Raw genomic sequence first — 26,234 nt, 5'->3', positions numbered from 1 at the left:
ACCTAAACGGGTTCGGCCCCGCTGCCGCGCCCGCCGCGCAGATGGTATTCCTGGCTACCCCGGTGCAGCACGTTATCGACATCGATCACCGCCGAATTGGCATAGGTGAACCCGGCCGGCAGGCTGCGATAGAGCCGGTCGAAGTCGCGTTCGACCGTCTGGCGGTAAAGGTCCGTGAAACTCTCGATCACGAAATAGGTCGGCTGCAGGTCGCTGATCACGTAATCCGTGCGCATCACCCGGTCGACATTGAGCATGATGCGGTTGGGGCTTTTCGCCTCGACCGCGAAGCGCGCTTCGGTCGGGCCTGACAGGATACCCGCCCCATAGGCGCGAAGATCCGTGCCGCCTTCGAGAATCAGCCCGAATTCGACCGTGTACCAGTAGAGCGCGCCCAGCGCCTTCAAGCGGTTATAGCGCATCGCCTTCCAGCCGGCGCGGCCATATTCCTGCATGTAATCGGCATACACCGGATCGGTCAGCATCGGGACATGACCGAACACGTCGTGAAACACGTCCGGCTCCTGAATATAGTCGAAGGTCTCGCGCGTGCGGATGAAATTGCCCGCCGGAAAGCGCCGGTTGGCAAGGTGCCAGAAGAACACGTGATCGGGGATCAGCATCGGCACCGGCACCACGCTCCAGCCGGTGAGAGCGCCCAGTTCCTCGGACAGCTGGCCGAATTCCGGCACGCCGCCGCGCCCGAGATCGAGTTTCTCCAGCCCCGCCATGAAGGCGCTCGCCGCGCGGCCGGGCAGGATCTCCATCTGGCGGGCGAAAAGATCGTTCCAGACGGCGTCATCCTCGGTGGAATAGTCGGTCTGTTTCGGCTCCAGCCAGTCCTCTCCCACATGCGCCGGCTTGGCGAGCGGGGCAGTAAAGACATCCGCCGACATTTCGGGCAGGGTGGCGAAATCAGGGGTAGGATCTGCAAGCGTAGCCATGTCGTTGCAGATGATACTACCTTTGCGGGCCGAGGACAAACGCAACAGGAGCAACGCGCATGGGCATCAAGCGCAAGGATTACGAAGAGGCGCTGGCGCCGCTGACGCTCGAACTGGTGAGCATGGCGCGCTGGGTCAAGGAGACCGGCGCGCGCGTGGTGGTGCTGTTCGAGGGGCGCGACACGGCGGGCAAGGGCGGCGCGATTACCGCGGTGCGCGACCGGCTGAACCCGCGCCAGTGCCGCACCGTGGCCCTTTCCAAGCCAACCGAGGCGGAGCTGGGCCAATGGTATTTCCAGCGCTACGTGCCGCATCTGCCTATGGCGGGCGAGATCGTGTTGTTCGACCGGTCATGGTACAACCGCGCCGGGGTGGAGCGGGTCATGGGCTATGCCTCGGAAGATCAGGTCGCAGCCTTTCTGAAGGCGGTGCCGACCTTCGAAAAGCTGCTGGTGGATGACGGCATCCTGCTGTTCAAATACTGGCTGGCGACCGATCAGGAACAACAGGAAGAACGCCTGCGCGAGCGGCTGGAAGATCCGCTGAAGCGCTGGAAGCTGTCGCCTGTCGATCTCGCCGCGCGGACCAGATATGATGATTATACCGCCGCGCGCGAGGCGATGCTGGCGGCGACACACACGGATCATGCGCCGTGGACGCTGGTGGATTTCAACGACCAGCGGCGCGGGCGGCTTACGCTCGTGCGCGACCTGCTCGACCGGATACCCGACACACATCAGGACCCGCCGGGCATCGACTTCCCCGATCTGGGCCGGGAACCGGTGGCGGAAAGCTATCGCGTACTGGGGCCGATTGCCGATTATCCGCTGGACTAGACTGTCGCGCTGGCTTGCGTCACCTGGCGCCCGTCATCGGCAAAGGCGGCAAGGTCGTAGCCGTCGCTGCTCTTGCGCATCACCAGATGCAGCGCCTCGCCCGCGATGGCAGGCGACAGTCCGCGAAACCGGAATGTCCGCAGGCGGTTTGCACCCAGCTCGCTTTCGGCCAGTTGCAGCAGCAGGCTGGCTGTCAGCGGCCCGTGGACAACGAGGCCGCGATAGCGCTCGACCTCGCGCGCATAGGGTGCATCATAATGGATGCGGTGGGTGTTGAAGGTGAGCGCCGAATAGCGGAACAGCAGGCGCGGATCGGGAGTGAGGCTGCGATGTGCGTCCCAGCCTTCGGGCGAAAAGCTTGCCTCGTCCAGAGGCGGCGGAGACAGGTCTTGACCCCCGCTAGCCGCCTCCCGGTAGACGATAGACTGGGTTTCGACCACCGCCAGCGTGCCGTTGCTGCGTGTTTCATGTGAAACATCGACAAAGGCGAGCGGGCCGGACGAGCCCTGTTTTTCGGTTATGGCGGCGATCTTGCTGCGCCGCTCGATCACCGCCCCGATGGCGATCGGCGCAAGGAACCGCATCGTGGAAGAGGCCCACATCCGGCGCGGCATGGGGAACGGCGGCAGGAAGCTGTCGGCACTGTCGTCGCGCGCCGGATGACCGTCCTCTCCCAGCATCGCGGTCGGCGCATCCGGGGTACAGAGCGCGAAGTGGATGCCCTGCGGCATGATCGCCGGATGCGGGCGCGGCAGGTCGAAGGTGGCAAGCCAGCGGGCTGCCAGCGCGTCGTCGAGCCGGTCGCGGGCATTTGTCTCCCGCCCGATCCATGCGCTGAAGTCGGTCATGCGGCCCGCTCGAACACAGCAGCAATGCCTTGCCCGCCGCCAATGCACATTGTTTCAAGGCCATAGCGCACCCCGCGCCGGTGCATTTCATGCGCCATGTCGGCGAGAATGCGGCCCCCGGTCGCGCCGATGGGATGGCCGAGGCTGATCCCCGAGCCATTGACGTTGAGGATCTCGCGGCGGCTGTCGTCGGCGCTCCAGCCCCAGCCCTTGAGCACGGCGAGCACCTGCGGGGCGAAGGCTTCGTTGAGTTCGACAAGGCCGATATCGTCCCAGCTGTAGCCGCGCCGCTCGAACAGGCGCTCTACCGCCGGCACCGGGCCGATGCCCATGCGCGACGGGTCACACCCTGCCGCCGCCCAGCCGCCGAACCACAGCATCGGAGTGAGGCCGAGTTCCTCCAGCTTGTCCTCCGCGACCACAAGGCACGCAGCGGCCGCATCGTTCTGCTGGCTGGCATTGCCGGCGGTGACGATCGCTTGGGGGTCGCGCTTGAGGTCGATCGGCGCAAGCTTGCCGAGCGTCTCCATCGAGGCATCGGAGCGGTACCCCTCGTCGTGATCGAAGATTACCGGATCGCCCTTCCTCTGCGGGATGGCCACGGGCACCAACTGTTCGGCAAAGCGGTTGTCCGACCAGGCCTTGGCCGCATTCTGGTGCGAGCGGACGGCGAAGGCATCAGCCTCCTCGCGGGTGATGTCGTAATCCTTGGCGAGGTTTTCGGCCGTCTCGATCATCCCGGTGATCACCCCGAAGCGTTCGACCGGCTGGCTCATCACGCGGCCGCGGCTGAGGCGATCATGCAGCACCATGTCGCCCATCCGCACGCCCCCGCGCGCGGCGAGGGTGTAGTGCTCGACGTTGGACATGGACTCCACGCCGCCCGCGACCACGACATCGGCCATACCGGTCTCGACCATCATCGCCGCAGTCGCGACCGCCTGCACACCCGAGCCGCAGCGGCGATCGAGCTGGAAGCCGGGCACTTCGATGGGCAGCCCCGCCGCGAGCCACGACCAGTGGCCGATCGCGGGGGCCTCGCCATTGCCGTAGCCCTGACTGAACACGACATCATCAACCCGCGCCGGATCGATGCCGGAACGCTCCATCAGCGCCTTGAGGATCACCGCGCCGAGCTGACCAGCGTTCAGCCCCGCAAGCCCGCCGAGGAACTTGCCGACCGGGGTGCGCAGCGGAGTGCAAATCGCAGCCCTGCGATTTTCTGGGCGTCTGGTCATTTCGAATCCTTGTCAGAAAGAGCAACCGTCCCCGCATCCACCAGCTTGCCGATCGCGCCGGAGGACAGGCCGAGTTTCTCGGCGAGCACTTCCTCAGAATGTTCGCCGAGGTAGGGCGCAGGGCGAGGATCGCCGACCTCGCGGCCGGGGAAATTGGCGAAGCTGCGGGTGGCAGGGTATTCGAAACCGCTCGGATTGGCGGGCGAGGGGCCGAACAGCGGGTTGTCGGCCACGAGCACCGGATCATTCGCCGCCTCGAAGGCGGTACGGTAACGTTCGAAGGTGCAGCCCTCGGCGGCCATGCGCGCCGCGAGGGTATCGTAGTCCATGCCGTCCGCCGCCTCCTGGAACAGCGCGAACAGCCGGGCGCGGTGCTGGAAGCGGGGCGTGTCCCCGTCGGCGAAGCGCACACCCAGTTCGGCCTCCATCGCCGCCATGGGTTCTGCGATCCCGAAGGCCTTGACCAGCCCGATCCACTGCTTGGGAGTGAGGGCTGCGACCATGAAGCGCTTGCCGTCGCGGCTACGGAAATCGCGCCCGAACGCGCCCCAGATGGCATTGCCGAGCCGTTCGCGATCCGCGCCGCGGTAGAGCATCTCGGCCATCGTCCCCGAATTGGCGAGCGTCCCGATCGCGACGTCACCAAGCGGCACGCGCACCTCGCTGCCCTCGCCCGTCCGGTCGCGGTGGTGGAGCGCGGCGAGCATCGCGAATGCGCTATAGGCCCCGGTGATGAAATCCCACGCGGGCAGCACCTGGTTGACCGGCGGCGCTGTGGCGGGATCCCAGTCTTCGGGTCCGCACATCAGCGGATAGCCGGCTGCGGCATTCACAGTGAAGTCCATCGCCTGCCGCCCGTCATGCCAACCCATGATGCGCAAGCTGATCATGTCGGCCCGCCTTGCCGCCATAGCGGCGTGACTGAGAAAGCTTTTCTCGGGCAGGTTGGTGATGCACTGGCCGACGCTCGCCGCCAGCTCCACCAGCAACTCCCGCCCCTCGGGAGATTGCAGATCGAGCGCTACCGACTTCTTGGCCCGGTTGAGGTTCTCCCACGAGAGGCTGCGGCCTTCAGGGGTCAGCATGTAGCGATTGTAATCGAGCCCGCCCGCCTTGTGATCGACGCGGATCACCTCCGCCCCCATCTGCGCGCAATACAGCCCCGCTGTCGGCGAGGCGACGAAGCTGGAAACTTCGACGATGCTTAGATCATTGAGTAGGTTGTACATCTAATCAGAAACCTGTCGTGCTTTGCCGCAGGGTACGGCTCGCTTGCGAGCCGCAAGGGCGACCGCCCGCAGCGATGCGACCTTCAGGTCGCGTGAGCGAGGATTTCGCGGCCCGGACGGGCTGCGGAAAATCAAGATTCCCTCCACTCGCGCAGCATGTGCTTGGCGATCTGGAGTTGCAGGATCTGGGTCGTGCCTTCGTAGATGCGGTAGATGCGGGCATCGCGGAAGAACCGCTCGGCGTCGTATTCGGCGAGGTAGCCCGCGCCGCCATAGATCTGCACCACGCGATCGACCACCCGGCCGCACATCTCGCTGGCGAACACCTTGAAGGCAGCGGCCTTGACGAGGATGTTCTCGCCCGCGTCGGCGCGGGCGGTGACGTCCTTCATCATCGCCTCGGCGGCGTAAATCTCGATCTCGCTGTCCGCGAGCATCTGCTGGATCAGCTGGAAGTTGGCGATGGGTTCCCCGAAGGCCTTGCGCTCATTGGCATAGCGCAGCGCGCTGTCCAGAGCCCGCCGGGCATAGCCGGTCGCCGCCGCGCCCACGCTGATGCGGCCATTGTCCAGGCTCTTCATGGCGAAGACGAAACCCTTGCCGGTCTCGCCGCCAAGCAGCGCGTCACCCGGGACGCGCACATCGTCGAGCATGATGTCGGAGATGTGACTGCCTGACTGGCCCATCTTCCTGTCCGGACTGCCGCGCGATATGCCCGGCGTGTCCATCGGCACGATGAAGGCCGAGACATGGGCGTTCTTGGGCAGCGCCTCCTTGCTGGTGCGCGCCATGATCAGTGCGACATCGGCATGGGGAGCGTTGGTGATGTAGCGCTTGGTGCCGTTGAGAATCCAGCCATTGCCGTCAGGGTCGGGCGTGGCGGTGGTCGCCATGGCGGCGCTGTCGCTGCCCGAACCCGGCTCGGTCAGGCCGAAGCAGGCGATCCGACCCTCCGCGATCTTCGGATACCACTCGGCCTTCTGGGCTTCGGTCGCGCCGTTCTTGAGCGCGCTGGCGAACATGCCGACATTGATCGAGAAGATCGAGCGATAGGCCGGTGCGGCATAGGCCATGATGTTCACGACGCGGGCATATTGCGTCATGTTGAGCCCGGCGCCGCCATACTCCTCGGGCACCGACAGGCCGAACAGGCCCATCTCGCGCATTTCGGCAAGGATGTCGTCGGGGATGCGGTCTTCGGCGATTACCTGCGGTTCGGCGGGGATCAGGCGCTCGCGCACATAGCGCGCGAGCTGTTCGGCGAACTGTTCGAAGGTATCCTCGTCCATGCCGGGATTGCGGGCGGCAGCGAGATTGGCAGGGGCGTTCATGGCAGGCAGAATCCTCGGGGCGGCGGCCGTGTTCGGCAAATGTGGCTCGCCGGAGCGTTGCAGGGTCTTCGGGCTTACTGGCCGTTCCGGTCGGCGCTGTCGCCTGTCACTTCGGCAGGGGCAGCCTCGGGAGGGAGCGCTTCCGCAGGCAGGCGGCGGCGGTCGAGCATTTCGGCCGCTTCCTCGAGCGCCTCGGCCTCGCCCGCGCTGACCCCGCCCGGCGCATCCGCAGCCGCGCTGCCGCACGCAGCCAGCACGGCAGCCAGCGCCGCAAGCAGGATCAGGCGGAACATGGCTGGCGGACCTTACTCGTCGGTACCCTCCGCAGCGGCGGCGGCTTCGGCAGCCACGTCGGCAGCGGCATTGGCGGCTGCTTCGGCATTTGCCGCGTCGGCGGCGTCGCTTTCCGGCGCATCGGCGGCGGTCGCTTCGGGGTCCTCGACCGGCTCATCCGAAATCGCCTCAAGCGCTTCGTCGGCGGGCATTTCAACCGTGTCGGCGCTCGCTTCGGTCGAAGCATCGTCCGAACTGCCGCAAGCGGCCAGCATCAGCGCGGCGCCGGAAAGGGCGGCGAAAGTGGTGCGGGTGTTCATCGCGGAGTCTCTCCTCTTGGTCTGTCGATACCGAACCATCACAAGCCCGGCATCATCGAGCGGGGTTTAGCCAAGGCATGGGGCATAGGCCAAGCGCCAAATGGTGCCTTAACCATTGTCGATTAGGCTGACCCGCATGAACCGCTATCCCACCCGCGCGGCTTTTGCCCTCGCCGCACTCGCACTACCCGCAAGCCTCCTCGCCCAGAACGGCAGCGGGCCAGCCTTTACCGTGGTCGAGACCGGGCGCTCCTATGCCAGCCTGCAAGCGGCGGTCGACGCGATCGGTAATGCGCGCGCCACGATCCGCATTGCGCCAGGCACCTATCGCCAGTGCGCGGTGCAGGAAGCGGGGGTGATTGTCTTCGAAGCCGCCGAGCCGGGCACCGTCACGCTCGAAGGCCGCGCCTGCGAAGGCAAGGCGGCGCTGGTGCTGCGCGGCACGGGAGCAGAGATCCGCGGGCTGACCTTCAGCGGCATCAATGTCGAGGACGGCAACGGCGCGGGCATCCGTTTGGAGGAAGGCAGTCTCAACGTCGCTTATGCACGCTTCCAGAACAGCCAGCAGGGCATCCTAACCGGCGTGATCGAGAACAGCCGCATCTACATTACCCGCTCCACCTTCAGCGGGCTCGGCACCTGCGAGAACGACGCAGGCTGCGCCCATTCGCTCTATATCGGCGATGTCGCCTCGCTGACCGTGCGCGAAAGCCGGTTCGAGCGCGGGACAGGTGGCCATTACCTCAAGGCGCGCGCCGCCGAGGTGGTGATCGAGGGCAACAGCTTCGACGACGCGAACGGGCGCACCACCAATTACATGATCGACCTGCCTGCGGGCAGCGTCGGGCGGATCGCCGACAACTGGTTCGTGCAGGGCCGCGACAAGGAGAACTACTCCGCCTTCATCGCGCTGGGCGCCGAAGATCTGCTGCACCCCTCGGCGGGCCTTCGCATCGAGAACAACGAGGCGCGCTTCGTCCCTGGTCTCAGCCGGCAGAGCACTTTCCTCGCCGACTGGACGGGCGAGCGGGTGGTAATGCAGGGCAACCGCCTGGCAGCGGGGATCAAGCAGTACGAGGCGCGCTAGGACGCGGGCGGATCGAAGGCGCGAACGTAACGCTGCTCGGTCGCCGGGATCGCCGGGCCGAGGCTCTTGACCTGAAACGCCCAGCCCAGCTCGCCGGCCAGCCACATCGGGGTGTTCTGCGCAAAGCCGAAATGGGCATAGAGTTCGGGGTCGCCCAGCACGGTGATGCCCTTGACGCCGCGCGTCCGCATCACCGCCTCCCCCGCCTCGATCAGCTTGCGACCCAGCCCCTTGCCCTGATGCGCCGGATCGACCGCGACCGGGCCGAGCACCACCCAGCCCTCCTCGCCATTTTCCAGCAGCGCGGGGGAATAGGTGATCTGGCCGATGATTGCGCCGTCCGCCTCCGCCACCAGTGACAGCAGCAGGTCGCCATCATCGCGCAAACGGTCGATCACGTCCTGCTCGTCGCCGTCGGAATAGGCATGGCCGATGAAGGCGCGGCGCACCATGTCATGGATCGCGGCTTCGTCGCCGGGGCGTTCCTCGCGGATGGTGATGTCGGTCATGGCAGCAGATGTCCTGATTTGTCGCGCTTGGTCGCCAGATAGCGGGCGTTGTGCGGGTTTTCGGGGAGCTGGTGCGGCACCCGCTCGCTGACCGTGATGCCTGCCGCTTGCAGCGCGGCGACCTTGGCCGGGTTGTTGGTCAGAAGGCGGATGGTCCGCGCTCCCAGCAGTTCCAGCATCCGCGCCGCCACCGGGAAATCGCGCGCCTCATCAGGTAGGCCCAATCGCTGGTTGGCCTCGACCGTGTCGAACCCCTGATCCTGCAAGCGATAGGCGCGCAGCTTGTTGACCAGCCCGATCCCGCGCCCCTCCTGCCGCATATAAAGCAGGATGCCCCAGCCGCCGGAATCGCGCGCTTCGTGGGCCATGGCATGGAGCGCGGCGTCCAGTTGCGGGCCGCAGTCGCATTTGAGGCTGCCGAGGATGTCGCCGGTCAGGCATTCGGAATGGAGCCTTACCAGCGGCAGGCGGTCGCCCGACTGCTTGCCGATGATCAACGCAACGTGCTCGCGCAGGTCGGCGGCGGAACGGAAGGCGACGATTTCCGCCTCCTCGCAGGCCGACACGGGCAGGCGGGCGCGGGTGACGATGCGCAAGGCGCCAGCATCGGCATAGGCGGCGATATCACTCGCAGCGACGGGCACGGCCTCGCCCGCATCCACCGGATCCACCAGAAAGGCGGGCAGGATCCCGGCGATGCGCGCCAGTTCCAGCGCCGCGGCGGCGGCTTCCGCCCAATCGAGCGTGACGGCCTTGAAGGGGCCCTTGAGCGGATTGCCGAGGTCAAGCGCCGGATCGGCAATCGGCAGCGCCTCGCGCAGGGTAAAGTCCTCGCCTCCCGCAATCAGTACCGGGGCGTGCGGCACCGCCGCCTCGCGCTGGTTGGCAAGCTTGAGCGTCGCCGCACGCGCGGCGGAGATCAGCATCTGCGGCGAGGTGGCTCCCTGCGCGATGGCAGTCTCGACCGGCAACAGGACAGGCCCGCCGTCGAACGCCAGCGGCCAGCCGTGGCGCAGGGCGTCCACCGCCTGCGCGGCGCGGCGCGAAGGCGAAAGCGAAGGCGGGAGGCTCAGAGGTCGAACTCCGTGATCAACGGCACGTGGTCGGACGGCTGTTCCCACGCCCGCGCCTCTTCCAGCACGCGGTGCCCGCGCGACTGCTGCGCGAGTTCCGGCGAGGCCCACATGTGGTCCAGCCGGCGGCCCTTGTCGTTCTCCTGCCACTTCGGATTGCGGTAGCTCCACCACGAGTAATAGCGCTCCGGCGCAGGGATATGCTGGCGTCCCAGATCGACCCAGCCGTGAGCGTCCTGAAACTTGCCGAGGGTTTCCACCTCGATCGGCGTGTGGCTGACGACCTTCAGCAGCTGCTTGTGGCTCCACACATCGCTTTCGAGCGGGGCGATGTTGAAATCGCCGACGATCAGCGTGGGGCGATCAAGCTTGTCCGCCCATCTGGTCATGCGCCCGAGAAAGTCGAGCTTCTGGCCGAACTTGGGGTTCGCCTCGCGGTCCGGCACATCGCCGCCGGCGGGAACATAGACGTTCTCGACCAGCACGCCCTTGCCCAGCACCTCGACGCCCACATGGCGCGCCTCGCCATTGGCCTGCCAGTCGTGGCGGGCAAGCTCGCGGATCGGAACGCGGCTGATGGTGGCGACCCCGTGATAGCCCTTCTGTCCGCTTACCGCCTGATGGGTGTAGCCCAGTGCCGCCAAGGCCTCGGCCGGGAACAGGTGGCTCTCGCACTTGATTTCCTGGAGGCACAGGATGTCGGGCGCAGCCTCGGTGAGCAGCTTTTCAATAAGGCCGACGCGCAGGCGGGCCGAGTTGATATTCCAGGTGGCAACGGTCAGCATGGAGGCGGACTTAGGGGCGGGCGGCGGCAAAATCCAGCGGGGAGGGCGCCGATCATGCCTTTACGCCGTCACGCGGGGCCGATAGCGCACCGGCCAAGGAGACCCGCCATGACCCCTACCCGTGCCCTGATCGCTCTCGCAATTGCCGCCGTGCCGCTGGGAGGCTGCGCCGCCACCATCAGCACGAACGCGGCGACCGGCTACAGCGATGCGCGCCCGGGGCAGGTAGCCCAGGCGCCCGCCCCGGCGAAGGCAAAGAACGTGATCCTGTTCATCGGCGACGGCATGGGCATTTCCACCATCACTGCCGCGCGCATCTACGAAGCGCAAAAGCGCGGGGAAACGGGCGAGGAAAACTCCCTGAGTTTCGAACGCTTCCCCAATGTCGCGCTGGTAAAGACCTATAACACCAATGCGCAGGTGCCCGATTCCGCTGGTACGGCAACCGCAATGCATTCGGGCACCAAGACCCGCATCGGCGTGCTCGGCATCGGCCCGGAGGCCGAGAAGGGCGTGTGCAAGGATGCGCTCGCCCACCCGCTTCCGCTGCTGGGCGAAGAAGTGAAGCGCCGCGGATTGGCGCTCGGCATCGTCACCACCACCCGCATCACCCATGCGACACCGGCGAGCGTCTATGCCCGTTCCGCCGATCGTGACTGGGAGGCCGACAGCGCCATCCCCGCCGACCAGCAGGGTCAGGGATGCAAGGACATCGCCCTGCAACTCGCAGAGGCCGATTTCGACGTCACGCTCGGTGGCGGGACAGCGGCCTTCTATGGCAAGAAAAAGGGCGGTCGCCGCTCGGATCCCGCAGCGGATCTCCCCGGCCAATGGGCAGCGCGCAGCGGCGGTACCGTTGTCAGGGATGCAGCCGGACTGCGCGCCGCGCCGATGGGCAAGCCGGTGCTCGGACTGTTCCACCCCAGCCACATGACCTACATGGCCGAGCGCAAGCCGGATTCGCCAGAGCCCACACTGACCGACATGACCGCGCATGCCATTGCGCGCCTCAAGGCCGATCCGGACGGCTTCTACCTGATGGTCGAGGGCGGACGGATCGACCATGCACACCATGCGGGCCAAGCGGGCTATGCGCTGGAGGAAGCGGTCGAGTTCGCCCGCGCGGTGCAATATGCTCTCGACAACACCGACCCGGCAGAGACGCTGATCCTCGTCACCGCCGATCACAGCCATGTCTTCACCATCGCAGGCTATCCGCAGCGCGGGAACGACATTCTGGGTTTGGTGGTGCCGCCGGCGGGCCGCGGCGAGGACGGCGGCGACGGGCGCACCCCGGTTCTGGCGGCGGACGGCAAGCCATATTCGACGCTCGGCTATACCAACGGTCCAGGCGCCGTGCAGGGCGCGCGCGGGACGCCCGAAAGCGGCATCGGTGCGCGCCAGCAGGCGCTGGTCCCGCTGGGGAGCGAAACCCACGGCGGCGAGGATGTCGCCCTGTTCGCTACCGGCCCCGGCGCAGATCGCGCACGCGGCGTGATCGAGCAGAACGTGATCTATTCCCTCATCCGCCGCGCGCTGGGCTGGGAGGAGTAAGCCCGAAGGCCCGATTCCCCGCGCTCCCCGGCGGGCGAAGCCGCGCCGCAAGGCCGACCGGCCGTCGCGCCTTATGGCGCGGAAGCCAAGCGGGCCGGATGGCCCGCGCCCGGCGCTTGAGGGCGCAAACAAAAAACGCGCAGGGCGGAACGCTTTGCAGGCCTGCATAAACCGCCGGGACCACAAAAAACCCTCGACCCGGGGGCGATGGGTCGAGGGTTCCATGGAGCGTTCGTCACGCTTTGTACAAGACAGGCCCTCTTGGAAGGGTGGGCAACAGGGGGGAAACCGCCCTTCGGCCCGCCTTGTTGAGAATGATTAGCTGTTTGCGCCTTTCAGCCACATGAACGGAGCGAAATTTTTGTCGCTTCCTTACAACCACTCGCCGCTGAGGCGTTCATCCCGGGCGACGGGATGCACGGCGCGGATCGCGGAAGGTGAAGGTGCTGTCGGCTACCGGCACGCCATAGCGCTGATTCGTCAGCTGCACCCGCGTGCGGTGATTCTGGGCATCGAGCGCGACCCAGTGGGTCAGCTGCCAGCCGCCCGGGGCCGAAGCGTTGCGCACGAAGATCAGGTTGATCATCCCGAATTCGGGCTTCTTGGGATCGCGCACCTCGACACTGATAACGTCCGGATTGCCGGTCGGCACCAGCTTGCCGAAGCGCTTCACGTCGCGTTCGGGATCGAACAGCGCGCCCAGCGGCGAATTCTTGATCGGCCAGCGCTCGACCTGGCTCACCTCGTAATCGACGACATAGAGCGACTTGCCGTTGGAAATGACGAGGAAATCCGAATCCTTGCCATAGTCGAAGCGGATCTTGCCGGGTCGCTTGAGCGTCATGACCCCGGCCATGACATTGCCCTGGCGGTCGGTCTGGGTGAAGTCGGCGCGCATCGTGCCGATCGCGCGCAAGGCACCCACCACGGCATCAAGCTCGCTGGCCGATTGTGCGGCAAGCGGGCCCGGCGCGATAGTGGCTGGTAGCGCTGGCACAAGTCCGAGCCCCAGCGCGCCGGCGCCAAGGCCCAGCAGCAGGCTGCGGGCGGTGGATCTGCGGTTGGTCATCCGCAAGCGCCTAGGGCGGAAGGCTTGAACTGTCGATGAATTATCGCGCCCCGCCCTGCGGCAGGATGCGCGGGAGCCTTACTTGATCTTGGCTTCCTTGAACTCGACATGCTTGCGCGCCACCGGGTCATACTTGCGGAAGCTCATCTTCTCGGTGATGTTGCGCGGGTTCTTCTTGGTCACGTAGAAGAAGCCGGTGCCCTCGCTCGAGACGAGGCGGATCTTGACGGTGGTGGGCTTCGCCATGGCGGGTTCCTGTCAACTGGGTCGGCCCGGAGGGTGCTTCGCTCGGGCTTGAAAAAGCAAATAGCGGCGCGCCCGGAAGGCCGGCACACCGCCACACGGGCGCGCCATTCGCCGATTCACGGGAAAAAGTCAAGGCGGGTGGATGGGCGAGCCTACCAGTCCGAGGCGCGGGGCTTGCCGCGATTGGCCTTGACCGCACCGCGCACCTTCTTGACCTTCAGGCGCTCGGCTTTGCCGACCCGGTTGAGGCGGGTCCTGGCGCGCTTCTTCGGCTCGGTCTGCGCCTTGTCGAGCAGCGCGGCCAACTTGGCGCGGGCATCCTGCCGGTTGGCCTCCTGCGTGCGGTGCGCCTTGGAGGTGACGATCAGATCGCCATTGCCCGCCAGCTTCGATCCGGCCAGCTGGCGCAGGCGCGCGAACACTGGCGGGGGCAGGCGCAGGGCATAGATATTGACCCGCAGCTCGACTTCGGTGGCGACCTTGTTGGCGTTCTGCCCGCCCGGCCCCGATCCGGCGAGGAAGCTCTCGCTCGCCAGCCGCAGCGCGCGGGCGGTCAGCGGTTCGGGCGTGTCGTCATCCATCCTGCGCCCCCAGCGCGCGGAAATCGGCGGGCAGGGGCGCGCGGGCCTCGATCGGAGTCTTGCCCGGGCGCGTGACAGTCAGGCTTTCGGCATGGAGCATGGTCCGCGAAGCCCCGGCCACCGGCCCGGCGCCATAGACCGGATCGCCCAGCAGCGGTGCGCCAAGCCCCTTGAGGGCGTGAACGCGTAGCTGGTGGGTCCGGCCGGTCTCGGGGCGGAAGCGGATCAGGCTGTTTGGGCCCAGTTCGCTCACCAGCTCCCAGTGCGAGACGGCGGGCTTGCCCTTCTTCGCCGGGATCATCCGCCAGCCCTTCTCCGCCGAGCTGATCTTCGACAGCGCCAGTTCGATCGTTCCTTCGGTGCCCGGCGGCTTTCCGGCAAGGATCGCCAGATAGGTCTTGCCTACCAGCCGTTCCTCGAAGGCCTTGTTGAACCGTGCCAGCGCCTTGGGATTGCGCGCCAAAAGGAGGCAGCCCGAAGTGTCGGTGTCAAGCCGGTGCACCGCCACCGGCGCACGCTGGAAGCCGAGTTTCAGGCTATCAAGATGATCGTCGAGGCACGCCCCGCCCTTGCGCGGACGATCAACCGGAAGGCCCGCAGGCTTGTCGATCACCAGCGCCTCACCGTCTTCGTAGAGGATTGTCGGTTTCATATCAGTTCAGCCCGAATCAGGCCGCGCAAGGCATTGCCGAGCCAGAAGCCGCCTTCGAGATCATTCAGGGCCAGCTCCGCCTCGCGTGCGCGGCCTTCGGCAATCAGGCTCTCTCGCAGCACGCCGGGCAGCAGGCCGAGACCCACCGGCGGGGTCAGCAGCACACCGTCCGGGCCGTCCACGAAAATGCTGGTCCAGCTGCCTTCGGTGACCAGGCCATCTGCCCGCACCAGGACCGCTTCGGCCGCGCCGTAGCTATGGGCCGCAGCAAGCGCATCCTCGTAGAAGCCGCGGTCGGAGGTCTTGTGCATGAGCCGCCAGTCGGAAGGATCGAGCGGATGGGGTAGTGCGGCAACCTTCACCGGCTCGGGCAGAGGTTCGGGCAACAGGCCTGTCTCCAGCGCGCTCGCCCCCGAACGCGCGACCAGCAGGCGCACTTTCGCGGGCGCTTCCAGTTCGAAGCACAGCGCCTGAATCTGGTTGCGCAGGGCGTGGCGATCAAAGGCGAAGCCCAGCATCGCGGCGCTCGCCTTCATCCGCGCAAGGTGCAGCTCCAGCAGGGCAATGCCGCTTTCCGGTTCGAACCGCATGGTCTCGATCAGGTCGCATTGCGGCGCGACGAGCCCCGGCGCGGCGCGGCGCGCGAAACCGGCCTTGACCTCGCATTCGCGCCGCTCGGCCAGTGGCTCGCTATCGGCGACAATCGCCGAGCCGATGCCCAGCACCGCGGACCCCTGCCCGTTCTCGATCGGGGTCAGGCGCAGGGTGCGGATCGCGACGTTAAAGGCAGCGTTGCCGTCTGCGTCTATCCGGCCGATGGCACCGCAATAGGGCCCGCGCGCATCGCGCTCGATCTCGGAAAGGAGTTCCATCGCCCGGATCTTGGGCGCGCCGGTGATCGAGCCGCAAGGAAACAGCGCGCGCACGAGGTCCATCGCGCCCTTGCCCGGGGCAAGGCGCGCGCTCACGGTCGAAACCATCTGGTGCACCGTCGGGTAGCTTTCGACCGCGAAAGGCGCATCCACGGTAACACTGCCCGCCTCGGCCACCCGCGACAGGTCGTTGCGCATCAAGTCGACGATCATAAGGTTTTCCGCGCGGTCCTTGACCGAGGTGGCGAGGTCATCCGCCCATGCACGATCCACCTCCGGATCGGGGCTGCGAGGACGTGTCCCCTTCATCGGCTTGACCTTGGCCTCGGTCCCGCCGAGCGCGAAAAACAGTTCGGGCGAGAAGCTCAGCAGCCAGTGCGACCCGTCGAAGATCAGCCCGCCGTAGCCGGCGCGCGCCGCATCACGCAGGGCCGCATAGAGCCCGACCGGATCGCCGCGGAAGGAACCGGCAAGGGAATAGGTGAGATTGGCCTGATAGATATCGCCCGCATGGATCGCATCGCGCAAGGCGGCGAAGGCGGCTGCATAGCCCCCGGGCGATAGCTGCGGTTCCAGCGGCCCGAGGGTGCCGGTGCCTTCTGCCTTGTCCGCCAGCCAGTCGGGAACGTCGGCAGCGGCGATGCGCCGGGGGACATCAAACAGGCCGAGCCACACCAGCGGCCCGGCCGCACCCGCGCGTGCCGCAGCAAGGCCTGCCAGCTTCGATTCCAGCGCCAGCCCTGCCTCATAGGCGACATAGCCTGCCAGCGACCCGCCGCCCGCCGCGCGCGCCGCTTCGGCCTCGGCCAGCACGCGCTCCACGTCTTCGGGACGGCTGGCGACGAACAGCGCGCGCGGCGCTTCGTAGAGCAGCGCATCGGCCGCCCCGTCTCCGGTGCGGGCATCGTCGAGCAGCACGAATGGCAGCGGTTGACCCATGCCGCGCAGCCTTACCGCAAATAGCGCTGCTGTCGAGAACTTGACCGCCGCCCCAGCCCCCTGCACAGGAATGCCGAGCCTTTACAGCAGGGGGACAGATGATGGCGGATACGGCGGGCGAGATCTTTCTGGGACTGGGTGCGGACGGATCGCGGCAGGCGCTGCTGCTCGGCCGTTCGAACCGCCACGGGCTGGTGGCGGGCGCGACCGGGACCGGCAAGACCGTGACGCTGCAAGGCATCGCCGAAAGCTTTTCCGCCGCCGGGGTGCCGGTATTCGTCGCCGATGTGAAGGGCGATCTTTCGGGCATCGCCATGCCGGGTTCGCCCACCTTCAAGCACGCCGACAAGCTCGAATCGCGGGCGAAGGAACTGGGCATGGACAACTATGCCTATTCCGACAATCCGGTGATCTTCTGGGACCTTTACGGCGAACAGGGCCACCCGATCCGCACAACCGTATCGGAGATGGGCCCGCTGCTGCTGTCGCGCCTGCTCGATCTGAACGAGACGCAGGAAGGCGTGCTTCAGATCGTCTTCCGCTATGCCGACGAGAACGGGCTGCTGCTGCTCGACTTCGGCGATCTCGCGGCGCTGCTGCAATGGGCCAATGCCAATGCGGCCGAACTTTCGGGCAAATATGGCAATGTTTCCAAGGCCTCGGTGGGTGCGATCCAGCGCCAATTGCTGTCGTTCGAAGCGCAGGGAGCGGACAATTTCTTCGGCGAGCCGGCGCTGGAGATCGACGATTTCCTGAAGCTGGATGAACAGGGGCGCGGCTATGTCAATGTGCTCGCCGCCGACAAGCTGATGCGCAGACCCAAGCTCTACGCCACCTTCCTGCTGTGGTTGCTGGCCGAGCTGTTCGAGAGCCTGCCCGAGGTGGGCGATCCGGAAAAGCCGAAGCTGGTGTTCTTCTTCGACGAGGCCCACCTCCTGTTCGACGATGCCCCCAAGGCCTTGCAGGACACGATCGAGCAGGTTGTGCGCCTGATCCGTTCCAAGGGTGTCGGGGTGTTCTTCGTGACGCAAAACCCGATTGATATTCCTGAAGAAGTTGCAGGCCAGCTGGGCAACCGGGTGCAGCACGCCCTGCGCGCCTTCACCCCGCGCGACCAGCGGGCGATCAAGGCGGCAGCGGAAACCTTCCGGATCAATCCGGAGCTCGATGTCGAGGCTGCGATCACCGAATTGAAGGTCGGCGAGGCGCTGGTCTCGACGCTTGACGATGACGGCGCGCCGACGGTGGTGGAGCGCACGCTGATCAAGCCGCCGCGTTCGCGGCTGGGGCCGGTGACGCCGAAGGAGCGCGCGATCATCCAGTCGATCAGCCCGCTCGAAGGCAAGTATGATACCCGTGTCGACCGGGAGAGCGCCGAGGAAGTGCTCGCCGCCAAGGCCGCCGATGCCGCCGCCACCGCCGAAGAGGTCGCCGAGGTGGGCGAGGAGGAAGTCGGCAAGCGGTCCCGCAAGAGCACCAGCCTGTGGGAGAAGGCGGTCTCGCGCGGGGTGACGGTCGCGGCCAGCGGGGCTGCCGGGGTGGCTGCCTCGAAGATCCTCGGCAAGAAAAGCCGCGCCAATCCGGTCGCCTCGGGGATAACCTCGGCCGCGGGATCGATCGCCACCGACCTTGCCGGACCGATTGCGGGACGGTTCGTGCGCAACCTCATCGGCGGGTTGATGCGCTGAACCGCGGCCGCCCCGGCAAGGGCAATGTTTCACGTGAAACCCCGCTTCAAAGGGGGGGTCTGGAAGGGGTCTAACGGGGGTCTAACGGGGGTCTGGCACCCGCTGACGCCGCGCGAGCAGGCCTCAAGCCCCGGCTGGCCGCACCATGCAGAACGCGTTCAGCTTGTTGCCGTCGGGATCGCGGAAATAGGCGGCATAGAACCCGTCATCCCCGCGCGGGCCGGGTGCGCCTTCGTCGGTCGCGCCGTGGGCCATGGCGGTGGCATAGACCGCGTGGACATCTTCGGGTGTCTTCACTTCCAGTGCCACCATCACCCCGTTGCCGACCGTGGCGGGCTGGCCGTCGAACGGTACAGTCGCCGCGATCCCCGGCGCGCCGCCCCATTCGCCCCAGGCGATGAAGGTTTCGAAATCCATCATCCGGCCGACGCCGAAATGCGCGGCCAGCGCGTCGTAGAAAGCCGCAGCGCGCGGCAGATCATTGGTGCCGAGGGTGACGTAGCCGATCATTGTGGTTCCTCCCGTATGTCGCGACTCGCGATAGGTGGAACATTACAGGAACACCGATGATCCGACAAGCGCGCCTCAGAGCGGCTGCGTCTCGCGCTCCAGCCAGGCCAGATCATCGCCCGACAGCCGCGGGGACAGCACCTCGCGCACCTTGGCGTGATAGGCATCGACCCAGGCGATCTCGCTGGCGGTCAACAGCGCCTTGTCGATCAGCTTGCGGTCGATCGGCACGAAGGTCAGCGTCTCGAAGCCGAGATAGCGGCCTTCCTGTCCTGCGATCTCGCGTTCCTCGGTCAGTACCAGGTTCTCGATCCGGATGCCGAATGCGCCCGGCTTGTAATAGCCCGGCTCGTTGGAAAGGATCATGCCCGCGAACAGCTCCTGCCCGGTGCCGGCCTGCCCGCCGGAAGGCTTGGCGATGCGCTGCGGGCCTTCGTGGACGCCAAGGAAGCTGCCGACCCCGTGGCCGGTGCCGTGGGCGTAATCGACGCCTGCCTCCCACAGATATTGCCGCGCCAGCACGTCGAGCTGCCCGCCGACCGTGCCCTGCGGGAACACCGCGCGATCGATCTGGATATGGCCTTTGAGGACGCGGGTGAAACGGTCCTTCATCTCGGCGCTCGGCTCGCCCGGGCCGATCCACACGGTGCGGGTGATGTCGGTAGTGCCGCCCGGATATTGCCCGCCCGAATCGACCAGATAGATCGAGCCCGGCGGGATCGGGATATTGCTGTCCTCGTCGACCTTGTAATGCGGCAGGGCGGCGTGACCGGCGGCGGCCGAGATGGTGTCGAAGCTGAGATCGCTAAGCCCCGCGTCTTCCTCGCGGAAGGCCTGCAAGCGGGCGGCGGCGGCCAATTCATCCACCCCGCCCCCCGGTGCCTCGATTTCCAGCCAGCGCAGGAACTTGGCGACTGCCGCGCCGTCGCGCGCCTGCGCATCGCGGTGGCCGGCCTGTTCGACCGGGTTCTTGATCGCTTTTGCAAGGATCGTGGGGTCCTGCTTGAAGGCGAATGTCGCGCCCCCGCTACGCAGGGCCTGGGCGATGCCGACCACAGCGAAATCGGGATCGAGGACAACGCTCTTGCCCGCATAATCGCTCGCCAGTGCGGTCTCGAAGCCGGCCCGATCGCGCACCGTCACCGCATTGCCGAGATGGCGGGTGAGTTCCGGCGTGACCTTTTCCGGCACGATGAACAGTTCGGCGCTGCCATCCTTGTGCGCAACGACATAGGACAGCGCGACCGGCGTATGCGGCACGTCGGCTCCGCGAATGTTGAGCAGCCATGCAACCGAATCCAGCGCCGGGATCACTACCGCATCATGGCCGTGGCTTACCAGCCAGTCGGCCACGGCGGCGCGCTTGTCGGCCGAGGAACGGCCGGCCTGCGTCTCGTCATGCACGATGGCGAGCGCGGCCGAGGGCGCGGGCCGGTCAGACCACACCGCATCAAGCGGGTTGCTGTCGGCAGGGACCATGGTGATGCCTTTGGGCTCCACCTGCTTTTCCAGCGCTTCGACCCAGGCCCAGGTGTGGAGCCACGGGTCATAAGCGATTGTCGCCCCGCTTTCGCATACCTGCGCCAGCCAGCCGGCCAGCGTATCGGCGGGGACGGACTTGTAGTCGAACAGGCTGCCATCGACCTGCTCGCGCACCTGCACGGTGTAACGCCCGTCGACGAAGATCGCGGCATGGGTAAGCGTGACGGCGGCAAATCCGGCAGAGCCGCCGAAGCCGGTCAGCCAGCGCAGCCGCTGGGCATAGTCGCCGACATATTCGCTCATGTGTTCATCGGATATGGGGATGATGAAGCCGTCCACCCCGCGCCGCTTCAGCTCCTCGCGCAGCGCGGCAAGGCGGGCCTCATGGGTTTGCATCAGCATTTCGTCGATCCTCGGGTGAAGGCACGGGCACTTGCCGTGCAATAATGTCTCATTACAACGACCATCATAGGCCCATGCACGGCGACTTTCCACCCGCAGCCGGCGTGGACGCCACGAAGAAGGGATCGCTCGTGATGACCAGACTTGTCAGCGCTGCCGCTCTTGCTACCGCACTTGCTGCCGCCACCTTTGCACCGGCCGCGATGGCCGCCACCAGCCAGGATTCCGCTCACGTGACCACCTCTTCCGCCGCCGCTGCCCAGACCTCCGCCAGTATCAAGCCGCCCGTCGCGGAAAAGCGGCCGCACAGCTACACCCGCCACGGGATCACCATCGAAGACCCCTATGACTGGCTCTACGACAAGTCCTATCCGGTGGTGGACGACAAAGACGTGCTCGATCACCTCAAGGCCGAAAACGCCTATTTCGAGGCGCATATGGCCGCGCAGGCCCCCTTTACCGAGGCGCTGTTCACCGAGATGCGCGCACGCATCAAGGAGGACGATTCGACCGTGCCGCAGAAGGATGGCGATTACATCTACTGGTCGGAGTTCGAGGAAGGCGCGCAATACCGCAAGCATTACAGGAAGCCTGTGGCGGGCGGCGAGCCGCAGCTGCTGATCGACGAGAACGAACTGGCGAAAGACCTCGAATATTTCCGCCTTGGCGCCGCCTCGATCAGCCAGAACGGGCGCTATCTCGCTTTTTCGACCGATACCAACGGATCGGAACGCTACACCGCGCGGATCAAGGATCTTGAGACCGGAGAGCTGCTGCCCGATGTGCTCGAGAACCTGCGCGGCGATCTGGTGTGGGTGAAGAACGACACCGCGCTGGTCTATGGCCCCTCGACCGAGGAATGGCGCACGCTGGAGGCAAAGCTCCACGTGATCGGCACACCGGTGGCGCAGGATGTGACGCTCTACAAGGAGGAGGACCAGTCCTTCGGCGTGGGCGCGGGGCTTTCCGCGCAGGAAGACTGGCTGATCATCGCCACCGGAGACAACGAGACGAGCGAAGTGCGCCTCGTCCCCGCCGCCGACCCGACCGCTGCACCGATTCTGGTGAAGGCGCGCAAGAAGGGCGTCGAATACAGCGTCGACATCCGCGAGGGCGAAGTGTGGGTGCTGACCAATGATGACCACATCAACTTCCGCCTCGCCAAGGCCGACCTGAAGACGCCGGGCAACTGGCAGACCGTGATCGCGGGATCGGACGATTTCTACCTCACCGATTTCGACCTGTTCAAGGACTTCTTCGTCACCGAGGGGCGCCTCAGCGGGCTCGACCAGATCCAGCTGCACCAATACGCCGATCCGGCCAAGGTGACCACGGTCACCTTCCCCGAACCGAGCTACACCGCGGGGCTTTCGAACAACCCCGAATACGACATGAGCAAGCTACGGCTGTCCTACCAGAGCATGGTGACGCCCAGCACGGTGTTTGATTACGACGTGAAGACCGGCAAGCTCGCGACGCTCAAGACGCAGGAAATCCCCAGCGGCTATGACAAGTCGCTCTACACCACCGAGCGGTTGATGATCGCGGCGCGTGACGGGACGATGGTGCCGGTCAGCATCGTAATGCGCAAGGACCGCGCCGGAATCCTCAAAGCTGCCGGGATCGAAGGGCCGGGGCCGCTGCATCTCTATGCCTATGGCGCCTACGGCTATGCCGTCCCGCCGGGCTTTTCGACCACGCGATTGAGCCTCGTCGATCGCGGCTTTGCCTTTGCCATCGCCCATATCCGCGGCGGCGATGATCTCGGGCGGCGCTGGTATCTGCAGGGCAAGCTGTTCGAGCGCACCAACACCTTCAACGATTTCGTCGATGTCGGCCGCGGCCTGATCGCGAAAGGCTATACGGCGGAAGGGAAAGTGACCGCCAGCGGCGGCTCGGCCGGCGGCGAGCTGATGGGGGCCGTGATCAACCAGGACCCGTCGCAATATGGCGCGGTGGTCGCCCATGTGCCCTTCGTCGACGTGGTCAATACCATGCTCAACGAGAAGCTGCCGCTGACGCCGGGCGAATGGCAGGAATGGGGCAACCCGATCACCGACAAGGCGGCGTTTGCCTATATGCTGTCCTATTCGCCCTATGATCAGGTGGTGGCCAAGGATTACCCGCCGATGCTGGTGACCGCCGGCCTCAACGACCCGCGCGTGACCTATTGGGAGCCCGCCAAGTGGGTCGCCAAGCTGCGCGAGGTGAAGACCGACGACAACCTGCTGCTGATGAAGACCAACATGGGCGCAGGCCACGGCGGGCAGTCCGGGCGCTGGAACAGCCTGAAGGAAACGGCGGAGGAATACGCCTTCATCCTGTGGCAGATGGGCATGGCACCGAAGGAGTGACCAACCGCTTCATCCGCACCTTCGTCGCGTCCCCTGCGCACATCGACGAGCTCGGCCACGTCAACAACACCGTTTGGGTGCAGTGGATCCAGGACATGGCCACCGCCCACTGGGACGCAGTCGCGCGGCCCGAGGATCGGGCGGCGTTCTTCTGGGTCGTGGTGCGGCACGAGATCGACTATCGCGGCAACGTCTCCGAGGGCGAGAGCGTCACCGCCGAGACATGGATCGAAGGCCCGGCGCAAGGCGCCAAGTCGCTCCGCCGGGTGGAATTCACCGATGCTTCCGGCAAGCGGCTGGTCAGCGCGGCAACGACATGGGCGATGCTCGACCGGGCCAGCGGCAGGCTGGCGCGGGTGCGGCCCGAGATCCTCGCGCCCTTCCGAGAAGGTTAGGCCGCCTTGTCGCGTCGCTTGCGCTGCGCGGGCGGATCGCTGAACACGGTCAAGCGTTCATAGGCGAGCCGGTTGCGTCCGCTTGCCTTTGCTTCATACATCAGCGCATCGGCGCGGGCGTAGAATTCGGCGAACTGCATGTTGTGACGCCGCGCCTGCGACATCACGATCACCCCCATGCTCGCGGTCACGGGCAGCTCGAGTCCGGGCACATCCTGCGCGATCCTGAGCGGTATTGCCTGCCGCAGGGCCTCGGCGCGCTGGAGCGTGTTCTCGCCGCGCAGCAGCACCACGAATTCCTCGCCGCCCAGCCTAACCGCAATCGCGTCGCGATCCCCGGCGGAGCGGATCGCATTGGCGCAGGCCACCAGCGCCGCATCGCCGACCTGGTGGCCGTGCAGGTCGTTGATCGCCTTGAAGCGGTCGAGATCGACCAGCGCGAAGGTGTCGAAGCCCTGCGCCAGCAGCTCGTCGAAACGCGCCTCGATCGCGCGGCGGTTCATCAGCCCGGTCAGCGAATCGCGGGTCGAAATCTGCTCCAGCATCCGCGCCTCGGTCAGCGCCGCGTCGCGTTCGTGGCGGATCGCAAGGAAGCGGTCGGCGATGGCAAGGCTGATCACCACCACCTCGACCCCGGTGGCGATGAACATCATCAGGTCAAGGCTTGACGGGCCCGTATAGACCCCAAGCCCGCGGATCAGCCGTTCGATCGAGGTCAGGATCAGCGGGAACCATGCGACGGCAACGAATTTGGCCGAGCGGCTCCCGCGCAGGATCGCGTGGACCAGCGCGGCCGAAACCACCACGGCGGCAGGGGTGATGGTGAAGAAATAGGCGGCATCGTCGAAGGCCTGGGTGGCATGGAACTGGAACGCGAAAAAGCCCGGCACCGCGATCGTCCAGCACCCGGTCCAGAAGGTCAGCCGCCGCATCCCGCGCGAGAGTGCGCCGCGTTCAAGGAATTCGCTCAGGAACAGCAGCGCCATGCCGCACCCGGTCGACCAGCACAGCGGCGCAAGGATCGCGAGCAACGCCACAGGCAGGCTCGCGAGCACCGAAATCACGCCGCCCGCGAACAGCACATAGCCCATCATCGCCACCACCATCGCGGCGTGGAACAGCACGAAGCGTTCGCGCAGGACCAGATAGAAGCTGATGTCGAACAGCAGCGGCAGCACCAGCATCCCCAGCACCAGCGCGAGCAGCATCATCTCGTACAGCGACCGCCCGGCATCTTCGGGATGCCGGACCAGCGCTGCCTCGGTCAGCAGCGGGATGGAATGCGGTCGGTCGATCCGCACCAGCACCGCCTCGGTTTCCGAGGTGATGACAGGCAGAGGCAAGCGGAACACCGGGCCGGCGGCAAAGGGCGTGCCTTCGCTTTCGGCAAAGCTGCGCGCGCGCAGGGTGCCGCCGGCATCGAGCGCATAAAGCGTGATCCGTTCGTGACGCGAGGTGCGGGTGACGAAATGGCGCGGCGCAGGCCCTGTCTGCCATGCATCGGCATCGAACCGCAGCCAGGCGACCGGCGCATCGGCCTTCCAGCCGGTACCGCTACAGTTCCACGCGTCCCGCCCGATCATCGCTTCGGCGGGGCGGTTCGCGTCCGATACGGCATGGCACAGCGCAGTGGCCGCAGGGGCGTGATGGTTGTCCGCCAGTGCGGGCACGGCAAGGCCCAGCGCCAGCAGTGCTGCCGCTATCCAGAGCCGGATCATGAGGCGCAATCGTCCCATCCGCGCGCCGTTACCACGAAAGGCCTTACGATGCTGTTAAGCTATCCATCCCGGTTTCGGTAGAAATGTTCCCGAAACTCATAGGTTTGGCAGACAGGTTCGGGAGGAAGGGCGGCATCGGCAGGGCCGCGTGGGATCGCGGCGCTATGCCAGTCACAAGCGTGTCATGAATTGGCCCTAGCGCGCTTTCGTACCCCCATTTCAGGAACCGTGATGAAGCGTCCCATTTCCGCCCTCGCCCGCACCGGAGCCACCCTTGCGCTTTCCGCCCTCGCACTTGCCGCCTGCGACAGTGCCGGCGGCGGCGGAGCGCGCAATTCGGTGCACGCTGTCGGCTCCTCGACGGTCTATCCCTTCGCCAAGCTGGTCGCGGAAAACTTCGCCCGCTCGAACACCGATTTCCGTTCGCCGCTGATCGAATCCACCGGCACGGGCAATGGTATCCAGCTGTTCTGCAAGGGGTTGGGCGCGAATACGCCCGACATGGTCAATGCCTCGCGGCGGATGAAGGACAGTGAATTCGACCGCTGCGTGTCGAACAAGGTGGACGAGATCATCGAACTGCAGGTCGGGCTCGACGGAATCGCCTTTGCCTCCTCGAAAGGCGGCATCATGCTCAACCTGTCGCCCAAGACCGTCTACGAGGCGCTTGCCGCCAACCCCTATGGCAAGGAGCAGACCGCGAAAACCTGGGCCGACGTCGATCCGGCGCTGCCGGCCGAACCGATCCTCGTCTATGGTCCGCCCAGCACATCGGGCACGCGCGACGCGCTGAAGGAACTGGTGCTCGAAGCCGGCTGCAAGACCAATCCGGACATGGCCGCCCTCAAGGAAAGCGACGAGAACAAATACAAGCAGGTCTGCACCGAAGTGCGCGACGACGGCGGCTATGTCGATCAGGGCGAGCAGGACAACCTCATCGTGCAGAAGATCGAGAGCAATCCGAAGGCCGTCGGCATCTTCGGTTTCTCCTATCTCGAAGAGAACGCCGACAAGGTGCAGGGCCTGCCGATGAACGGCGTGCAGCCCACCTACGATAACATCGCCAGCTTCGCCTATCCGGGCGCGCGTCCGCTCTATGTCTATGTCAAGAAGGCACATATGCGCGCCATTCCGGGCCTCGGCGCGTTCATGGAGGAATGGGTCAAGAGCTGGGACAAGGACGGCCCGCTGGCCCGCATCGGCATGGTCGCCATGCCTCCCGAAGCGATGGAAGCCAATGCGGCCAAGGTGCGCGACCAGCTCATCCTCACGCGCGAGGATCTCGCCGCCGAATAAGCC

At 66.1% G+C, this 26,234-nt stretch carries 25 protein-coding genes; 7 read left to right on the top strand and 18 right to left on the bottom strand.

The genetic code is table 11. From position 1 onward, the window contains the following. Nucleotides 1–2: 2 nt before the first annotated feature. Nucleotides 3–944 carry a phenylalanine 4-monooxygenase gene (phhA, locus tag I603_RS07275; protein WP_068863610.1) on the bottom strand — a complete coding sequence of 314 codons (942 nt, stop codon included), beginning with the start codon at nucleotides 942–944 and terminating at the stop codon, nucleotides 3–5. A gap of 59 nt (nucleotides 945–1,003) precedes the next feature. Between phhA and ppk2 the strand changes: the two genes are divergently transcribed. Next, nucleotides 1,004–1,780, top strand: coding sequence for a polyphosphate kinase 2 (gene ppk2 / locus I603_RS07270; protein WP_068863608.1), 777 nt, complete (start codon nucleotides 1,004–1,006; stop codon nucleotides 1,778–1,780). On the opposite strand, the gene I603_RS07265 is transcribed toward ppk2, so the two are convergent. The 6 genes from I603_RS07265 to I603_RS07240 all read right to left on the bottom strand — a co-directional run bounded on the left by I603_RS07265 (nucleotide 1,777) and on the right by I603_RS07240 (nucleotide 7,019). Then, nucleotides 1,777–2,628, bottom strand: coding sequence for an HTD2 family dehydratase (locus I603_RS07265; RefSeq protein ID WP_068863606.1), 852 nt, complete (start codon nucleotides 2,626–2,628; stop codon nucleotides 1,777–1,779). The two genes, ppk2 and I603_RS07265, sit on opposite strands and share 4 nt — an antisense overlap. After that, nucleotides 2,625–3,866 carry an acetyl-CoA C-acetyltransferase gene (locus tag I603_RS07260; RefSeq protein WP_068863604.1) on the bottom strand — a complete coding sequence of 414 codons (1,242 nt, stop codon included), beginning with the start codon at nucleotides 3,864–3,866 and terminating at the stop codon, nucleotides 2,625–2,627. The genes I603_RS07265 and I603_RS07260 overlap by 4 nt, the downstream gene beginning before the upstream one ends. Continuing rightward, the gene (locus I603_RS07255; RefSeq protein ID WP_068863602.1) at nucleotides 3,863–5,095 is read right to left on the bottom strand and encodes a CoA transferase; all 1,233 of its coding nucleotides are present in this window, start codon (nucleotides 5,093–5,095) and stop codon (nucleotides 3,863–3,865) included. The genes I603_RS07260 and I603_RS07255 overlap by 4 nt, the downstream gene beginning before the upstream one ends. 131 nt (nucleotides 5,096–5,226) lie before the next feature. Continuing rightward, nucleotides 5,227–6,426, bottom strand: a complete 1,200-nt coding sequence (locus I603_RS07250; RefSeq protein ID WP_068863600.1) for an acyl-CoA dehydrogenase family protein — start codon at nucleotides 6,424–6,426, stop codon at nucleotides 5,227–5,229. Between the two features lie 74 nt (nucleotides 6,427–6,500). Then, complete coding sequence (locus I603_RS07245; protein ID WP_068863598.1) at nucleotides 6,501–6,719, bottom strand: hypothetical protein; 219 nt, start codon at nucleotides 6,717–6,719, stop codon at nucleotides 6,501–6,503. A 12-nt stretch (nucleotides 6,720–6,731) separates the two neighbouring features. Beyond that, nucleotides 6,732–7,019 carry a hypothetical protein gene (locus I603_RS07240; protein ID WP_068863596.1) on the bottom strand — a complete coding sequence of 96 codons (288 nt, stop codon included), beginning with the start codon at nucleotides 7,017–7,019 and terminating at the stop codon, nucleotides 6,732–6,734. A 136-nt stretch (nucleotides 7,020–7,155) separates the two neighbouring features. Here I603_RS07240 and I603_RS07235 point away from each other — a divergent pair, with 136 nt between their 5' ends. Next, nucleotides 7,156–8,106, top strand: coding sequence for a right-handed parallel beta-helix repeat-containing protein (locus I603_RS07235; protein WP_068863594.1), 951 nt, complete (start codon nucleotides 7,156–7,158; stop codon nucleotides 8,104–8,106). Here the strand turns inward: I603_RS07235 and I603_RS07230 are convergent. Genes I603_RS07230 through I603_RS07220 form a run of 3 tightly spaced genes read right to left on the bottom strand, consistent with a single transcriptional unit; the run spans nucleotide 8,103 to nucleotide 10,473 of the window. Beyond that, nucleotides 8,103–8,615, bottom strand: coding sequence for a GNAT family N-acetyltransferase (locus tag I603_RS07230; protein WP_068863592.1), 513 nt, complete (start codon nucleotides 8,613–8,615; stop codon nucleotides 8,103–8,105). The two genes, I603_RS07235 and I603_RS07230, sit on opposite strands and share 4 nt — an antisense overlap. Beyond that, nucleotides 8,612–9,640: a GTP cyclohydrolase II gene (ribA, locus tag I603_RS07225; protein WP_084439956.1), complete on the bottom strand. Its 1,029-nt coding sequence runs from the start codon at nucleotides 9,638–9,640 to the stop codon at nucleotides 8,612–8,614. The genes I603_RS07230 and ribA overlap by 4 nt, the downstream gene beginning before the upstream one ends. Nucleotides 9,641–9,684: 44 nt before the next feature. After that, the gene (locus tag I603_RS07220) at nucleotides 9,685–10,473 is read right to left on the bottom strand and encodes an exodeoxyribonuclease III (protein ID WP_068863591.1); all 789 of its coding nucleotides are present in this window, start codon (nucleotides 10,471–10,473) and stop codon (nucleotides 9,685–9,687) included. A 108-nt stretch (nucleotides 10,474–10,581) separates the two neighbouring features. On the opposite strand from I603_RS07220, the gene I603_RS07215 reads away from it, so the two are divergent. Further along, nucleotides 10,582–12,027 (top strand): alkaline phosphatase, encoded by a 1,446-nt coding sequence (locus I603_RS07215; RefSeq protein WP_068863590.1) that lies wholly within the window; start codon nucleotides 10,582–10,584, stop codon nucleotides 12,025–12,027. 397 nt (nucleotides 12,028–12,424) lie between these two features. Here I603_RS07215 and I603_RS07210 read toward each other — a convergent pair whose 3' ends face one another. The 5 genes from I603_RS07210 to pabB form a co-directional block, all read right to left on the bottom strand. Continuing rightward, nucleotides 12,425–13,096 (bottom strand): LolA family protein, encoded by a 672-nt coding sequence (locus I603_RS07210; RefSeq protein WP_068863589.1) that lies wholly within the window; start codon nucleotides 13,094–13,096, stop codon nucleotides 12,425–12,427. 78 nt (nucleotides 13,097–13,174) lie between these two features. Next, the gene (rpmG, locus tag I603_RS07205; RefSeq protein WP_017664380.1) at nucleotides 13,175–13,342 is read right to left on the bottom strand and encodes a 50S ribosomal protein L33; all 168 of its coding nucleotides are present in this window, start codon (nucleotides 13,340–13,342) and stop codon (nucleotides 13,175–13,177) included. 152 nt (nucleotides 13,343–13,494) lie between these two features. Continuing rightward, nucleotides 13,495–13,923 (bottom strand): alternative ribosome rescue aminoacyl-tRNA hydrolase ArfB, encoded by a 429-nt coding sequence (gene arfB, locus I603_RS07200; protein ID WP_068863588.1) that lies wholly within the window; start codon nucleotides 13,921–13,923, stop codon nucleotides 13,495–13,497. Then, nucleotides 13,916–14,575: an RluA family pseudouridine synthase gene (locus tag I603_RS07195; RefSeq protein WP_068863587.1), complete on the bottom strand. Its 660-nt coding sequence runs from the start codon at nucleotides 14,573–14,575 to the stop codon at nucleotides 13,916–13,918. Before I603_RS07195 ends, arfB begins: the two co-directional genes overlap by 8 nt. Then, nucleotides 14,572–16,386 carry an aminodeoxychorismate synthase component I gene (gene pabB, locus I603_RS07190; protein ID WP_068863586.1) on the bottom strand — a complete coding sequence of 605 codons (1,815 nt, stop codon included), beginning with the start codon at nucleotides 16,384–16,386 and terminating at the stop codon, nucleotides 14,572–14,574. Before pabB ends, I603_RS07195 begins: the two co-directional genes overlap by 4 nt. Before the next feature lie 98 nt (nucleotides 16,387–16,484). Here pabB and I603_RS07185 point away from each other — a divergent pair, with 98 nt between their 5' ends. Further along, on the top strand, nucleotides 16,485–18,074 hold the full coding sequence (locus I603_RS07185) for a helicase HerA-like domain-containing protein (RefSeq protein WP_407643887.1): 1,590 nt from the start codon (nucleotides 16,485–16,487) through the stop codon (nucleotides 18,072–18,074). A gap of 123 nt (nucleotides 18,075–18,197) precedes the next feature. Here I603_RS07185 and I603_RS07180 read toward each other — a convergent pair whose 3' ends face one another. Both I603_RS07180 and I603_RS07175 read right to left on the bottom strand, forming a co-directional pair. Beyond that, a complete protein-coding gene (locus I603_RS07180; RefSeq protein WP_068863585.1) occupies nucleotides 18,198–18,584 on the bottom strand; it encodes a VOC family protein in 387 nt (128 codons plus the stop codon). Nucleotides 18,585–18,659: 75 nt separating this feature from the next. After that, a complete protein-coding gene (locus I603_RS07175) occupies nucleotides 18,660–20,468 on the bottom strand; it encodes an aminopeptidase P family protein (protein WP_068863584.1) in 1,809 nt (602 codons plus the stop codon). Nucleotides 20,469–20,602: 134 nt separating this feature from the next. Here I603_RS07175 and I603_RS07170 point away from each other — a divergent pair, with 134 nt between their 5' ends. Next, nucleotides 20,603–22,822: a S9 family peptidase gene (locus I603_RS07170; RefSeq protein ID WP_068864111.1), complete on the top strand. Its 2,220-nt coding sequence runs from the start codon at nucleotides 20,603–20,605 to the stop codon at nucleotides 22,820–22,822. Further along, a complete protein-coding gene (locus tag I603_RS07165) occupies nucleotides 22,819–23,217 on the top strand; it encodes an acyl-CoA thioesterase (protein WP_068863582.1) in 399 nt (132 codons plus the stop codon). The genes I603_RS07170 and I603_RS07165 overlap by 4 nt, the downstream gene beginning before the upstream one ends. Here the strand turns inward: I603_RS07165 and I603_RS07160 are convergent. Beyond that, nucleotides 23,214–24,935, bottom strand: coding sequence for a GGDEF domain-containing protein (locus tag I603_RS07160; protein ID WP_232305283.1), 1,722 nt, complete (start codon nucleotides 24,933–24,935; stop codon nucleotides 23,214–23,216). The genes I603_RS07165 and I603_RS07160 overlap by 4 nt on opposite strands. Before the next feature lie 231 nt (nucleotides 24,936–25,166). Here I603_RS07160 and I603_RS07155 point away from each other — a divergent pair, with 231 nt between their 5' ends. Then, nucleotides 25,167–26,231 (top strand): substrate-binding domain-containing protein, encoded by a 1,065-nt coding sequence (locus tag I603_RS07155; protein ID WP_068863578.1) that lies wholly within the window; start codon nucleotides 25,167–25,169, stop codon nucleotides 26,229–26,231. Nucleotides 26,232–26,234: the final 3 nt, after the last annotated feature.

Source organism: Erythrobacter dokdonensis DSW-74 (genome assembly GCF_001677335.1).
GTDB lineage: Bacteria > Pseudomonadota > Alphaproteobacteria > Sphingomonadales > Sphingomonadaceae > Erythrobacter > Erythrobacter dokdonensis.
The sequence above is the reverse complement of the archived record's forward strand: the minus strand, read 5'-3'. Positions and strand labels throughout refer to the sequence as shown.